This is a genomic window from Mycobacterium sp. 012931, from assembly GCF_000419295.1.
Classification (GTDB): Bacteria; Actinomycetota; Actinomycetes; order Mycobacteriales; family Mycobacteriaceae; genus Mycobacterium; species Mycobacterium marinum.
The window spans coordinates 1,443,263-1,456,558 of sequence record NZ_AOPX01000001.1 but is presented as its reverse complement, the minus strand read 5'-3'; the positions used below and the strand labels follow the sequence as shown (position 1 = coordinate 1,456,558).

Sequence of the window (13,296 nt, the reverse complement as noted above, 5' to 3'; positions counted from 1 at the left end):
GCGGGAGCGAAGAATGTTAGCTTCGCTAGCAGATACCCCGGCCGCGCTTGTGATGTTCGCCGGAGCTGGAGGGTGCCTTGGTGATTGAACATGCCGACGGGACGCGCATGCCAGTGATCGATGCCAGCGTGCACATCTTCTTTCCGTCCAACAAAGATCTGCGCAGCTTCCTGCGTGAGCCCTTCAAGAGCCGGGGTTTCCCCGACTACGAGATGGACTGGTACGGAGCCCCCGGTAGTGAATACGCGCCGAATACCGAGGGGCCGGACCGCCAATATCCCGGTTCAGACCCGAAATTCGTTGCCGATGAGTTGTTTTCACGGCGTGGTGTCGATGTGGCGGTACTGCATCCGATGGGCCGCGGGATCATGCCGGATCGGCACCTCGGCAGCGCGCTACACGCCGCGCACAACGAGATGATGGTGTCGCGCTGGCTGGAACACGACGAATTCGGCGATCGCTTCCGCGGCACCATCCGGGTGAACCCCGACGACATCGCCGGCGCCGTACGAGAAGTCGCGAAGTGGCGTGCTCACCCGCGCGTGGTACAGATCGGTGTGCCGCTGCAGTCCCGCGAGCTATACGGCAAGCCACAGTTCTGGCCGTTGTGGGAAGCCGCGGTCGAGGCAGGTCTTCCGGTAGCCGTGCACATCGAATCGGGCGAGGGCATCGGATTTCCGCCAACGCCGTCCGGGCACACGCGCACCTACGAGCAGTACGTCAGCTTCATGGCGCTGAACTACCTGTATCACCTGATGAACATGATCGCCGAAGGGGTGTTCGAACGCTTCGCGGAGCTGAAGTTCGTCTGGGCCGACGGCGCAGCGGACTTCGTCACGCCATTTATCTGGCGGATGGATACCTTCGGCCGGCCGCATCTTGAACAGACCCCGTGGGCCCCACGGATACCCAGCGACTATTTGCCGGGCCACGTCTACTTCATCCAGGGCGGTCTGGACGGTCCCGGTGACGTCGAGTTCGCCGATGAGTGGCTGAGCTTCACCGGCAAGGAAGACATGGTGATGTTCGGCTCCAGCTATCCCCATTGGCAGTGCTACGACGTCCGCGATGTCCGCAACCTACCCACCGCGCTGACGGCCGATCAGCGCGAGAAATTGTGCTGGCGCAACGCGGCCGAGCTGTACGGGATCGATATTTCTGCCGAGCTCACTAGTGGCTAGCCGGAGGCCGTCGCAGAATAGAGACGAGGGACGTTGAGGAGATCGACATGACGCTGACTCATATGCACGAACGGGTTCCCGCAGCCGAGCGCATCGCCGTCCGGTGTGTCGACTCCGACATTCATCCGGTGCCCAAGCGCGGTGAGATCAGCCCGTACATCCCCGAGCCTTGGCGCAGCAAATTTTTCCTCGACCACAAGGTCGGTGAGCTGATCTACTACGACGCGCCCGACTACGCACACAGCTTCGCGATGCGGGTGGATACCTTCCCGGCCGATGGCGAGTTCCCCGGCAGCGATCCGGACATGGCGTTTCGCCAGCTGATCATGGCAGCCGGCTCCGACATCGCGATCCTCGAACCCGGTGGGCGCACACCGCGCCTGCCCGAGGCGCATCAGGCGTACTCGACCGCGCTGAATCGCTGGCAGGCCAATCACTGGCTCGACAGCCACAACAACTGGCACCAACGCTGGCGAGGTTCCATCTGCGCGGCGGTCGAGGATCCGGAAGGGGCCGCGCGTGAGATCGAGGAGTGGGCCGGACACCCTTACATGGCACAGGTTTTGATCAAGGCCGAACCCCGCCCCTGCTGGGGCCACCCGATGTACAACCCCATCTGGGCGGCCGCGACCAAGCATGACATCACGGTGAGCTGTCACCTTTCCCGCAGCAATTTCGAGATGCTGCCAACGCCACCGGTGGGCTACCCCAGCTACAACCACGACTTCATGGTCACCTACTCGCTACTGGCGGCCAACCAGGTGATGAGTTTGATCTTCGACGGTGTCTTCGACCGATTCCCGACACTGCGGATCGTGCTCGTCGAGCATGCGTTCACCTGGATCCTGCCGCTGATGTGGCGCATGGACGCGCTCTATGACGCCCGCAAGTCTCGGATGGACATCAAGCGCAAGCCGTCGGAGTACGTCAAGGAGCACATCAAGTTCACCACGCAGCCCCTGGACTACCCGGAAGACAAGACGGAGCTGACCCGGGCGATCGACTGGATGGAGGGTGACAAGATCTTGCTCTACTCCTCGGACTACCCACATTGGACCTTCGACGACCCCCGCTGGCTGGTGAAACATCTGCCCAAAGCGGCCCGGGACGCGGTGATGTACAAGAACGGCATCGCGACCTACCACCTGCCGGACACGGTGCCGGTTCTCGAAGGCCAGACCCGGGTGTTCTGAATTGGGCGAGAAGATAACGCGGCCACGGCTGGCTCAGGGGCGCGAACACATCGTTGCGACGGTGGACGAGATTCCGCCGGGAACCCACAAACTGGTGCCGATCGGCCGGCACGGTGTGGGTGTCTACAACGTCAACGGGACCTTCTACGCGATAGCCAATTATTGCCCGCACCAGGCGGTCCGCTGTGTTCGGGCCGCTCCCGGGGACGCACCATGGTCGACGAGAGCGCACCCGGTGACGCCGTGATGGTGCGCGATCTCGAGTTCATCTACTGCCCTTGGCATCAGTGGGGTTTCGAACTGGCAACCGGGACCACCGCGGTCAAACCGGAGTGGAGCATTCGCACCTACCCGGTCCGGGTTATCGGTAGAGATGTGCTGGTGATGGCATGACATTGCAGGACAATCGCGTATCCTCCGTCGAGGTTAACGGCGGTCGGGTGGTTTACGAAATCCTTGGCGATTCAGGAGATCTCATTGTTCTGACCCCGGGCGGTCGATTCGGCAAGGACATCCCCGGCCTGCGGCCGCTCGCCCTGGCTTTGGTCGACGGCGGCTATCGGGTGCTGCTGTGGGATCGTCCGAACTGCGGCGCGTCCGATGTGCAGTTCTACGGGCAAAGCGAATCGCACATGCGCGCCGAGACGTTGCACGGCTTGTTGGCCGCCCTCGGAGTCCAGCAGTGCATCATCGCCGGCGGCTCCGGCGGGGCGCGGGATTCCATCCTGGCCACCATTCTCTTTCCCGAGCTGGTCAGCAAACTAGTGGTGTGGAATATCGTCGGTGGCATCTACGGCACCTTCGTGCTGGGTTCCTACTACCTGGTCCCCAGCATTTTGGCGGCGCGCGGCACCGGAATTGAGGCGCTGCTCAAGGTGCCCGAGTGGCGCGAGCGCATCGAAGCAAACCCCACCAACAGACAACGGTTCCTCGACCTGGACCGCGACGAGTTCTTGAAAGTCATGTTGCGCTGGCTCAACGCCTTCGTGTCCAAACCGGGGCAGACCATTCCCGGCGTCGAGGACGAAATATTCGATCGCATCAAGGTTCCCACGCTGATCATCCGCGGCGGCGAGAACGATTGGGATCATCCCAAACGGACCTCATTGGAGGTCAGCTGCCTGATCAAGGGATCCGAGCTGATCGACCCACCCTGGCCGGAAGACGCTTGGGAGCGTGCCGCCGAGGATCGCGCGGCAGGAAGGGTGAAGCACTTCAACATGTTTGACACCTGGGTGCTGGCAGCACCCGCGATCCTGAAGTTCTTGGACTCGTGACTGCTCACAATGGGCTACCCGGTGCGGATATGGACCTCGCAATTGAGCGACGCTTCCAGCGCGTGTGAATTCGGCTTTCCGGGACACGTTCGAGGTCGGCTTCGCGCAGCGTGACGTAGACAATGTCATAGCCGTCGTCCCCGGGTTCGCGAAGGATCTCGCCGACGAGCCCAAAGGCCGACAGCACACCGTGGGCATCGTCGTCGGTTCCCCTGCTGATGAAGGTGACCACGCCGACCACCGGTCGTACCCTGAAAGCGCCGGCGCACAACTCAATTGCCGCCGCCTTGGCCTCATCAACGTCGTCACCGGCGATAAGCAATTCCACCTCCCGACGGCCGACCGGCCGCGACTCGAGGTCGTTGTCGACCACACCGGCGCCAGCCTCGTCGGCACGCGTGCGGAGCGCAGCCATGCCCGCGCGTAACTGGGCCGCGGTCAACGACCCGGCCGGGTCGACATTGACCCGCACCACCGCAGTCCGCATGCGGGCTACCCTAGCGCGCAATCACCGACCGGCGACGATAGCGGGCTGATTGATGGAAGCACTCGACATCGCATTCAAGGCGACCGCCTGGCCGGGCTGCCCGCCGCGGTTACTGCGCGTGGCGGGCGGCCACGCGGACCAACAGGACCACGAAGACGTTGCGGCGTACCGGGCCCAAGGCGGGTACCGCCCGCTTGGCGACGCCGACAAGTTGCTGCGCGAGATCGACGCGAGCGGACTCCTCGGCCGCGGTGGGGCCGCATTCCCGCTCGCGGTGAAAATGCTTGCGGTGCGCGACAACTGCCGCCGTGCCGGGCCGGCGGGCGGCGCTGTGGTCATCGCCAACGGCGAGGAGGGAGAGCCGGCCTCTTTCAAAGACCGATGGCTGCTGCGCAACCGCCCGCACCTGGTTCTGGATGGGCTGCGCCTGGCCGCGGCGCTGGTGGCCGCCACGCGCGCCTATGTCTATGTGTCCGACCCGGAATCCGCGCGCAGCGTCGAACGCGCCCTGACACAGCTGGATCCCGACGCATTCGGTGGTATCGCCGTCAGTGTCTGGGCCGTACCACCCGGGTACGTGGCCGGCGAGGAGACCGCCGCGGTCCGCGCGATCAACGGCGGCCCGGTCAAACCAACCGACAAGCCGCCGCGCCCCTTCGAATACGGCGTCAGCGGCCGGCCCACCCTGGTCAGCAACGTCGAGACGCTGGCCAATCTGCCGTACCTGCACCGCCACGGGGCGAGCGAGTATCGCGCGCTGGGTACGCCATCGTCGCCGGGGACATTTCTGGCCACCATCACCGGAGCCGGCCGAGCACCCGTGCTCTACGAACTCCCCTACGGTTTACCGTTTTCCGAACTGCTGGCACTGCATGCGGTTGCGCCCACAAAGATCCGTGGAGTCTTGATGGGCGGCTACTTCGCCGGCTTGCTCAACCGTGGGGTGCTCGGCACCACACTCGATCACGAGACGATGCGACGGCTGGGCAGCGGTCTGGGCTGCGGCGCAATCTCGGTGATCACCGACGACTGCCCGGTCGCGGTCGCGGCTTCGGTGTTGTCTTACTTCGACCGCGAAAACGCCGGGCAGTGCGGGTCCTGTTTCAACGGAACCGCAGCCATGGCCGCCGTTGGCGGCGCACTTCGGGATTTCGCTGCAACCAGCGAAGACATCGATCGACTGCGCCGCTGGTCGGTGGTGTTACGCGGGCGCGGCGCCTGCGCGACCCTGGACGCGGCGACCAATGCGGCCGCCACCCTGCTGAGCCAATTTCCCGACGAGGTGGCAAGCCATCTCGAAGGCGCCTGCCAAGACTGCTCGAGCAGAACCGGCGGAGCGTTTCGCGCCGAACGCCCCTACCAGGCCACGGCACCGGTGAGGCAACCATGAGAATTCGTCTCGATTGCACCGTTTGCGACGGCTTCGGCCTGTGCGCCAAGCAAGCGCCCGGCTACTTCACGCTCGACGATTGGGGATACGCCTGCCTGAGCGGGGACGGCACGGTGCGGGAGGAAGACCGCGATGCGGTGCTGCGGGCGCTGATGGACTGCCCGGCGCATGCCATCACCGAAATCGGAGAACGCCAGCCAGATGTGGTGCAGCACTCCCCGGCCAGCGCCGAAGATCCCGCTGAGCACCTCAAAACCGAGTCGAACGAGGCGCAGTGGGGTTTTACCCGGTGACCGGCTGGGCTCGGTGCCCGCGCAAGTCCGTGGCAAGACGTCTCGAAACTGCCCAGCCCAAGCTGATAACGTAATTCTCGTATTCGCATAATGCTCCTTCCGCTCACGCCGGGGCGCTCAACTTGCGGAGGTGAAGTGTCAGCAGCACCGGGACGTCCGCTGCCCCTGATCACCGACGAGAACGAGTTCTTCTGGACTTCGGGCGCCGACGGCAAGCTACGCCTGCAGGAATGCGCCGCCTGCGCATCGTTGATCCATCCGCCCGCACCGGTGTGCCGATACTGCCGATCCCGCGATATGGGTGTGCGGACCGTCTCCGGTGCGGCAACACTCACCGGATTCACCGTCAACCACCGGTTCAGCCTGCCCGGCCTGCCTGCCCCCTATGTGATCGCCCAAGTGGCAATCGCCGAGGACCCCAGGGTCCGGCTGACCACCAACATCGTGGAGTGCGACCCGGATCGGATCGAACTCGGCCAGACCGTGGAGGTGGTGTTCGAGCGCATCGAGGACGTGTGGCTACCGCTGTTTCGTCCGCGCACCGACGCGCAACCGCGCCCGCTGCCCGTCGATGAGATCGCGCCGCAGCGCTTCGGTGAACATGTGCGCCCCATGCTCACCACGCAGAAATTCGAGGACAAGGTGGCGCTCACCGGGATCGGCATGTCCACCATTGGCCGCCGGCTGATGGTGGCGCCGCTGTCGCTGACGGTAGACGCCTGCGAGGCGGCAGTCGCCGATGCCGGGCTGACGTTCGACGACATCGACGGTCTGTCCACCTACCCCGGTGGCGGCAATCTCGGCGGTTTCGGTGAGGGTGGCGTCACCGCGCTGGAGGCAGCGCTGGGCATCCGGCCGGTCTGGCACAACGGCGGCATCGAGACGTTCGGGCTGGGCGGATCGGTGATCGCCGCGATGCTCGCCGTCGCCGGCGGGCTGGCGCGTCACGTGTTGTGTTTCCGCACGCTCTGGGAAGCCACCTACAACAAGCTGATGAAGCGGGGCAAGATCGCCCCGCCCGGCGGCCGGACCACCAGCTGGCAATACCCATTCGGCGCGACGTCGGCGGCACACACCCTGGCGATCAACGCGCAGCGCCACTTTCACCGCTACGGCACCACCAAAGAGACGCTGGGGTGGATCGCGCTGAACCAACGCGCGAACGCCGAGTTGAACCCCACCGCCGTCTATCGCTCACCGATGACGATGGACGACTACCTGAACGCCCGGCCCATCACCACCCCGTTCGGTCTTTTCGACTGCGACGTGCCCTGCGACGCAGCGATAGCCGTCATCGTCTCCGCCGTCGACGCCGCGCGCGATCTGGCCAAACCACCCGCCCTGGTGGAGGCCGTGGGCACGCAGATCATCGAGCGGATCGACTGGGACCAAAGCACGCTCACCCATGAACCGCAGGTGCTAGGCCAAGCGGCACACGTGTGGACCCGCACCACGCTGCGCCCCGCCGACGTCGACGTCGCCGAACTCTATGACGGATTCACGATGAATTGCCTGTCCTGGATCGAGGCACTGGGGTTCTGCGGGATCGGCGAGGCGAAGGAATTTCTCGACGGCGGTAAGAACATCGCCCGCGACGGCCTGATACCGCTCAATACGCACGGCGGTCAACTGTCACACGGGCGCACGCACGGCATGGGTCTGCTGCACGAAGCCGTAACCCAGCTCCGCGGTGAGGCGGACGCACGCCAGGTCGCCGGCGCCCGGGTCGGCGTGGTCAGCAGCGGCGGCCTGACTCCCAGCGGCGTGATCCTGCTGCGGGCCGACACATGAACCAAGCCCTGGTCCGGCCGCGGGTGGTGATCGTCGACGGCGTGCCGATGTCGGGCCTGCTCGCCGAGGCCGCAGACCCCACGGGTCCCAAAGCCACCGTCGTGGCACTGCACGGCGGCGGCACCTCATCGTCGTACTTCGACTGTCCCGGACACCCGCAACTGTCGCTGCTGCGACTCGGCGCGACTCTGGGCTTCACCGTCGTCGCCCTCGACCGGCCCGGCCACGGCAGTTCCGCACCCTATCCGGAGGCGATGCAACACCCCGAGCAGCGCGTCGATCTCGCATTCGGCGCCATCGATCGCATGCTCGACCAGCGGCCCCGCGGGGCGGGCCTATTCCTGATGGGCCATTCGGGCGGCTGCGAGTTGGTGCTGCGGATGGCAACCAGCCCGCGCGCCGCCGATCTGCTGGGCGTCGAACTGGGGGGCACCGGACGGCGCTACCACCCTGCCGCCAAGGAAGTCATGCGGTTGGCCGCGCTACAGGATCGCCCACCCGGGGTGCGCGAGCTGTTGTGGGAGCCGATGCACCTGTACCCGGACGACATTCGGCGGGGTATCACGAACTCCTCGACAGCTCCCCGTTACGAACGCACGGTGGCCCTCAATTGGCCGAACCAGGACTTTCCGGCGCTCGCACCGGGCGTGCGGGTGCCGGTGCGGTTCACCCTCGGCGAGCACGACAATGTATTCCGGGCCGACCCGAGCGCACTGGCCGAAATTGCCGATATGTTCTCGGCCACGGAGCATTTCGTTAACAGTCGACACCCTGGGGCCTGGCACAATCTCAGCCTCGGACACACCGCCGCCGACTACCACCGCCGGGTGTTGTCCTTCGTCGAGGACTGTGCGTCCGCACGCCCCCCGGATGGCGACGCTGCCGCGGCGGCCGGTTGATGCGGATCGGATCCGCCGGGCCGGTCCGGTCCTTTTCGACGCGCGACGAAAGCGCTACCGTTAGCGTTACAGTCGAGAATTCCGGCGTAACGCCCGCAGCCCGCACTTCGCCGTCGAGGAGTATGCAATGACCACATCGAAGGTCGTCTTCGATCCGTTCTCCGAGGAGTTTTTCAACGGACCATGGGAGACCTACCGGCGGATGCAAGCCGAAGCCCCGGTGTACTACAGCGAGCAGTACGACTTCTACGCGTTGACGCGCCATGCGGATGTGGCGGCGGGGCTGAAGAACTTCGAGAGGTATTCGTCCGCCTACGGCATTGACTTGTCGATGGTGCGCTCCGGCCAGAAGCCGCCGCAGTCGATCATCTTCATGGATCCGCCCGACCACCGACACATGCGCAGCCTGCTCAACAAGGTCTTCACGCCGCGCGCGATTCAGGCCCAACGCCAGACGGTCATCGACAAGATCGACAAGTACCTCGGCGCGCTGGACCCCGAGTGCTTCGATGCGGTGCAGGAGTTTTCCGGCCCATTCCCGGTTGAGGTGATCACCACCCTGCTGGGCGTGCCCGAACGGCACGCCCAGCAGGTGCGCCATTGGATCGACGAATCACTGACCCGCGAGCCCGGCCAGGTCGAAGTCGGTGAACAGGGCATGCAAGCCAACATCAACACCGCGATGCGCTACTACGACCTGGTCAAGCAGCGGCGCGACGACCCGCGTGATGATCTGTTCACCAAGTTGATCAACGCCGAGATCGAGCGCGAAGACGGGCAGGTGACCAACCTTGACGATCTCGAAATCGCCGGATTCGCCACCCTTTTGGGCGGAGCCGGCGCCGAGACGGTGACCAAGCTGGTCGGCAATGCGGCCGTGGTGTTCGCTCGAAATCCCGAGCAGTGGCAAAAGCTGCTCGACGATCGCAGCAAGGTCCCCGCCGCGGTCGAAGAACTGCTGCGCTATGAGGCACCATCGCAATATCAGGTCCGGCGCGCCATGGAAGATGTTGAGCTGCGGGGCCTCACGATTCCGGCCGGCAAGCCGGTGTTTCTCATCAATGGTGCGACCAACCGCGACCCGCACGCCTGGACCGATCCGGACAAGTTCGACATCGACCGCGACCCGCACGAAGCCACCAACCTCGGTTTCGGCTACGGGATTCACAGCTGCCTGGGCGCGGCGTTGGCCCGGATGGAAAGTGCGATCGCGCTGGAGAAGTTGCTCGATTTCATGCCTGCCTTCGAGGTGGACTGGGCGGGCTGCAAACGTGTTCACATGCAAAATGTCGCCGGCTGGCAAAGCGTGCCGGTGCGGGTACTGCGGTAGGGGTGCTGCCATGAGGATCGAAGTCGACTGGGACCTGTGCGAAAGCAACGGCATATGCATGGGCGTCGTCGCGGAGGTGTTCCAACTCGGCGACGACGACATGTTGACCGCTCTGCAGCCAGAAGTCACGCCCGAGAACGAGGAGCTGGTGCGCGAAGCGGTGCGCCAGTGCCCGCGGCAGGCCATCTCGATCACGCGGTAATACCGGCGCGCCCTCCCGATGCCCACCATCCTCCATGGGCACCGGAGGCGACGTCGATCGGCCAGCAGCGCAGTAGCTAGCGGCGGCGAATAACTGCAGGTCGAAAACCGAATGCGGCGCACAACACGGGTGCTAGCGTGAGCTACTCGCTTGGCCATGGGCGGGTCGCCGCCGGGGCCATCAGTCTCCGATCGAAGGATGCGAACATGTCGTTTGTCGCGGTCGCGACGGACCTATTAGTCACGGCAACAATGGATTTGGATCGTATCGGGATGGCTATCAATGCCGGCAGCACCGCGGCCGCAGCCTCGACCACCGAGGTAGCCGCCGCGGCTGCCGATGAGATCTCGACAGCGGTTGCGGAGCTCTTCGGCGCCTACGCGCGCGGCTATCAGATCATCGGCGCCCAAGCCGCGATGTTTCATGCCGAGTTCGTCAGGGCCTTGGACATCGGCGCGGGCGCCTATTGGGCCACCGAAGTCGCCAACGCCTCGCCGCTGCAAAGCCTTGAACAACAGCTACTCGCGACGATCAACGCCCCCACCCAAACGCTGCTGGGGCGCCCGCTGATCGGCAACGGCGCCGACGGCGCGGCCGGCACCGGCGCAGACGGCGGCGCCGGAGGGCTGCTCTACGGCAACGGCGGGGCCGGCGGATCCGGCGGCACCGCCCACCCCACCGGCGGGCGCGGTGGGAATGCCGGCCTGTTCGGCAGCGGCGGCATCGGCGGGTCCGGTGCCGCTGGCGCGGCCGGCGGCACCGGCGGTAACGGCGGGTTGCTCTACGGTGCCGGCGGCAACGGCGGCGCCGGCGGCAATGCCGTCATTCCCGGCGGCGACGGCGGTATGGGCGGAGCCGGCGGGGCCGCCGGCGTCAACCCCAGCCCGCTACCCGCCGGCACACCGGCTGCCGCCGGAACCCCCGGCGGCTCCGATCTCGGCCAGCCCGGCGCACCCGGCGGGCCCGGGGACTACGGAGTCAGCACCGCGACCGTCGGCCAGCCCGGCGGTGAGGGCGGTGCCCGCGGCGACGGCAACTACGTGGGAGGTGTCGGCGGCACCGGGGGCGCCGGCGGGGTGGGTGCCGTGGGCGGCGACGGCGGCCGCGGCGGTGACAGCACCACCGGCACGGTGGCAAAGCTTGGCGTCGGCGGCACCGGGGGTACCGGAGGAGCCGGAGGCGCCGGCGCCGCGGGGGGGTAACGGCGGAGACGGCGGGTCGGCCATTGCGGACAGCAATGAAGGCGGGACCGGGGGCACCGGAGGAACCGGCGGAACCGGCGCCGTCGGCGGAAACGGCGGTACCGGCGGCAATGGGTTCGTCGGCGGCGCGGGCGGCAGGCGGCGCCATGGGCGGTGCCGGCGCCGCCGGCGGTCAGGGCGGTACCGGCGGCACTGGTGGAGATAGCAGTGCCATCGATGACCGGCTTGCCGGCAATGGTGGAAACGGGGGCACCGGGGGAGACGGCGGTGCGGGCGGCGACGGCGGCAACGGCGGCGCCGGCGGTGCCGGCGGGCTCTTCGGCCACACCGGGGCCAGCGGTGCGGGCGGGTCCGCGGGAACCGGCGGGGCAGGTGGCACCCCCGGCGCCGGAGGCGACGGCGGATCTGCTGTCATCATGCCGGGCATTTCCAGCGCTGACGGGCGCCTCGGTGACGCCGGCGCGGACGGCGTCGCCGGTCTTTCCGGCTGAACCGGGGACAAACTACCGGGGCGCGGGCTCTTCGCCGCTGGGCACCATCAACTCTCGCTGATCGCCTGCTCCGGGCAGCATTGGATGGCCTCGCGGACCGCTTCCTCCAATTCCATTGGGACATCGGATGTTATCGCCACCGCGTAACCGTCATCGGTCAGGCTGAACACCTCCGGGCACAAGGTCAGGCACATGCCGTGGCCCCGACAGCGTTGATCGTCCACCCGGACCTTCATGCGGGCGTGAAATCCAAATGCAGCTCGGTCAGGCCGCGCAGGATGTAGGTCGGAACATATTGGTAGCGAAGGTCATTCGCCGGTCCGCGCACCCGCTCGCTGATCGTGATGTCAGCCGTTCGGTCCAGCAGGCGCTCGATGGCGACCCGGGTTTCGGCGCGCGCCAAGGACGCACCCGGGCAGCTGTGGATCCCCCGCCCGAACGAGAGGTGCTGGCGGGCATTCTTGCGCGCGGGATCGAACGTCGCGGGCTCGACGAATCGTCGGGGATCCCGATTGGCCGCGGCTTGCAGCACCATCACCGTGGTGCCCGCGGGCAGGTCGACTTCGCCCACGGTGGTCGGGACCCGGGACAACCGGAAGTCTCCCTTGACCGGGCTCTCGATGCGCAGGGCCTCTTCGATGAAGTTCGGGATCAAGCTGCGGTCCCTGCGCAGCTGCTGCTGAATGTCCGCACGCTCACCGATGATCTGCAGGGCGGCGCCCAGTAGCCGCACGGTGGTCTCCTGGCCCGCCGAAAAGACGTTGCAGGCAACGCGAGCCACGTCCTCGACATCGGGGACGGTGCCGTCCGGGAAGGTCGCGGTGGCCAGGCCGGTCAGCACGTCCTCGCGTGGTTCGCGTCGACGGTCGCGCACGTAGTCGGCGAAGGCTCCGTAAAGGAATTCCAGCGGGTTGTGCGCCAAGGCCTCTTTGCCGGTGCCCCCGACACCGCCACCGGCGTGGTGGTGGATGTTGTTGACAAAGGTTTGCCGATCTTCGGGCGGCACGCCCAAGAGATCGGCAATCACCAGCAGCGTGAACGGGCTCGCAAAGCCTTTGATGAACTCGCCCTCCCCCCGCGGCCAGATAGTCGTCGAGCACCCGGTCGGCGAGCACCCACATGGCGTCTTCGTTTTCCTTGAGCCGCTTCGGGGTGATCAGCCGCATCAACAGGGCGCGATGGTTGGTGTGGGTCGGCGGGTCCAACGTCGGCAACTGGTCGCTGAACGGCAACTCGCTGCGGTGCCGCTCGATCAGCTCGGTGACATCGTCGCCTTCCAGCGGTACCGGGAAACCGGGAAACGGCCCGGTCACCGAGATGCACGAGGAAAACGTCTCGGCGTCGTTCAAGACGCTGACGGCTTCGTCCCAGCCGGTCACCATGGTCACCCCGTGGTGGCCCTCGCCGGTGACCGGGCAACGCTGGCGGAGAGTCTCGTAATAGGGGTAGGGGTTCTCGACGAGCCCGCTGTCGCGGAAGAAATCCGGCTCGGCACAATCATTCATGAGAACCTTCCTCTCAAAGATGATTATGACATTTCCATAGCGGGTCCGTCGGCGT

10 protein-coding genes and 4 pseudogenes are annotated in these 13,296 nt (G+C 66.1%); 11 read left to right on the top strand and 3 right to left on the bottom strand.

Annotation, left to right across the window (positions count from 1 at the left end; translation table 11 throughout):
- Positions 1 to 80 precede the first annotated feature (80 nt).
- The 4 genes and pseudogenes from MMSP_RS06590 to MMSP_RS06575 all read left to right on the top strand — a co-directional run bounded on the left by MMSP_RS06590 (position 81) and on the right by MMSP_RS06575 (position 3,651).
- Complete coding sequence (locus tag MMSP_RS06590; RefSeq protein ID WP_020785974.1) at positions 81 to 1,181, top strand: amidohydrolase family protein; 1,101 nt, start codon at positions 81 to 83, stop codon at positions 1,179 to 1,181.
- 47 nt (positions 1,182 to 1,228) lie between these two features.
- Positions 1,229 to 2,374 (top strand): amidohydrolase family protein, encoded by a 1,146-nt coding sequence (locus MMSP_RS06585; RefSeq protein ID WP_020785973.1) that lies wholly within the window; start codon positions 1,229 to 1,231, stop codon positions 2,372 to 2,374.
- 61 nt (positions 2,375 to 2,435) lie between these two features.
- Positions 2,436 to 2,767: pseudogene (locus tag MMSP_RS06580) on the top strand (Rieske (2Fe-2S) protein).
- Positions 2,764 to 3,651, top strand: coding sequence for an alpha/beta fold hydrolase (locus tag MMSP_RS06575; RefSeq protein ID WP_036426264.1), 888 nt, complete (start codon positions 2,764 to 2,766; stop codon positions 3,649 to 3,651). Before MMSP_RS06580 ends, MMSP_RS06575 begins: the two are co-directional and overlap by 4 nt.
- A 14-nt stretch (positions 3,652 to 3,665) precedes the next feature.
- Here MMSP_RS06575 and MMSP_RS06570 read toward each other — a convergent pair.
- A pseudogene (locus tag MMSP_RS06570) lies at positions 3,666 to 4,138 on the bottom strand (hypothetical protein).
- 52 nt (positions 4,139 to 4,190) lie between these two features.
- On the opposite strand from MMSP_RS06570, the gene MMSP_RS06565 reads away from it, so the two are divergent.
- From MMSP_RS06565 to MMSP_RS06535, 7 genes and pseudogenes are all read left to right on the top strand, one after another.
- Positions 4,191 to 5,528 (top strand): NADH-ubiquinone oxidoreductase-F iron-sulfur binding region domain-containing protein, encoded by a 1,338-nt coding sequence (locus tag MMSP_RS06565; RefSeq protein ID WP_020785968.1) that lies wholly within the window; start codon positions 4,191 to 4,193, stop codon positions 5,526 to 5,528.
- Positions 5,525 to 5,821 carry a ferredoxin gene (locus MMSP_RS06560; protein WP_020785967.1) on the top strand — a complete coding sequence of 99 codons (297 nt, stop codon included), beginning with the start codon at positions 5,525 to 5,527 and terminating at the stop codon, positions 5,819 to 5,821. Before MMSP_RS06565 ends, MMSP_RS06560 begins: the two co-directional genes overlap by 4 nt.
- Positions 5,822 to 5,956: 135 nt before the next feature.
- On the top strand, positions 5,957 to 7,612 hold the full coding sequence (locus MMSP_RS06555; protein ID WP_020785966.1) for an OB-fold domain-containing protein: 1,656 nt from the start codon (positions 5,957 to 5,959) through the stop codon (positions 7,610 to 7,612).
- The gene (locus tag MMSP_RS06550) at positions 7,609 to 8,511 is read left to right on the top strand and encodes an alpha/beta hydrolase (RefSeq protein WP_020785965.1); all 903 of its coding nucleotides are present in this window, start codon (positions 7,609 to 7,611) and stop codon (positions 8,509 to 8,511) included. Before MMSP_RS06555 ends, MMSP_RS06550 begins: the two co-directional genes overlap by 4 nt.
- A 127-nt stretch (positions 8,512 to 8,638) precedes the next feature.
- Positions 8,639 to 9,841 carry a cytochrome P450 gene (locus MMSP_RS06545; protein ID WP_020785964.1) on the top strand — a complete coding sequence of 401 codons (1,203 nt, stop codon included), beginning with the start codon at positions 8,639 to 8,641 and terminating at the stop codon, positions 9,839 to 9,841.
- Positions 9,842 to 9,851: 10 nt separating this feature from the next.
- The gene (locus MMSP_RS06540; protein WP_020785963.1) at positions 9,852 to 10,043 is read left to right on the top strand and encodes a ferredoxin; all 192 of its coding nucleotides are present in this window, start codon (positions 9,852 to 9,854) and stop codon (positions 10,041 to 10,043) included.
- 206 nt (positions 10,044 to 10,249) lie between these two features.
- Positions 10,250 to 11,736: pseudogene (locus MMSP_RS06535) on the top strand (PE family protein).
- 47 nt (positions 11,737 to 11,783) lie between these two features.
- Here the strand turns inward: MMSP_RS06535 and MMSP_RS06530 are convergent.
- A complete protein-coding gene (locus MMSP_RS06530; RefSeq protein WP_012396274.1) occupies positions 11,784 to 11,972 on the bottom strand; it encodes a ferredoxin in 189 nt (62 codons plus the stop codon).
- A pseudogene (locus MMSP_RS06525) lies at positions 11,969 to 13,241 on the bottom strand (cytochrome P450). Before MMSP_RS06525 ends, MMSP_RS06530 begins: the two are co-directional and overlap by 4 nt.
- Positions 13,242 to 13,296: the final 55 nt, after the last annotated feature.

Coding starts and splice junctions, on each gene's coding strand:
- MMSP_RS06585 (WP_020785973.1), top strand. CDS start 1,229: ATGACGCTGACTCATATGCACGAACGGGTTCCCGCAGCCGAGCGCATC.
- MMSP_RS06575 (WP_036426264.1), top strand. CDS start 2,764: ATGACATTGCAGGACAATCGCGTATCCTCCGTCGAGGTTAACGGCGGT.
- MMSP_RS06565 (WP_020785968.1), top strand. CDS start 4,191: ATGGAAGCACTCGACATCGCATTCAAGGCGACCGCCTGGCCGGGCTGC.
- MMSP_RS06560 (WP_020785967.1), top strand. CDS start 5,525: ATGAGAATTCGTCTCGATTGCACCGTTTGCGACGGCTTCGGCCTGTGC.
- MMSP_RS06550 (WP_020785965.1), top strand. CDS start 7,609: ATGAACCAAGCCCTGGTCCGGCCGCGGGTGGTGATCGTCGACGGCGTG.
- MMSP_RS06545 (WP_020785964.1), top strand. CDS start 8,639: ATGACCACATCGAAGGTCGTCTTCGATCCGTTCTCCGAGGAGTTTTTC.
- MMSP_RS06540 (WP_020785963.1), top strand. CDS start 9,852: ATGAGGATCGAAGTCGACTGGGACCTGTGCGAAAGCAACGGCATATGC.
- MMSP_RS06530 (WP_012396274.1), bottom strand. CDS start 11,972: ATGAAGGTCCGGGTGGACGATCAACGCTGTCGGGGCCACGGCATGTGC.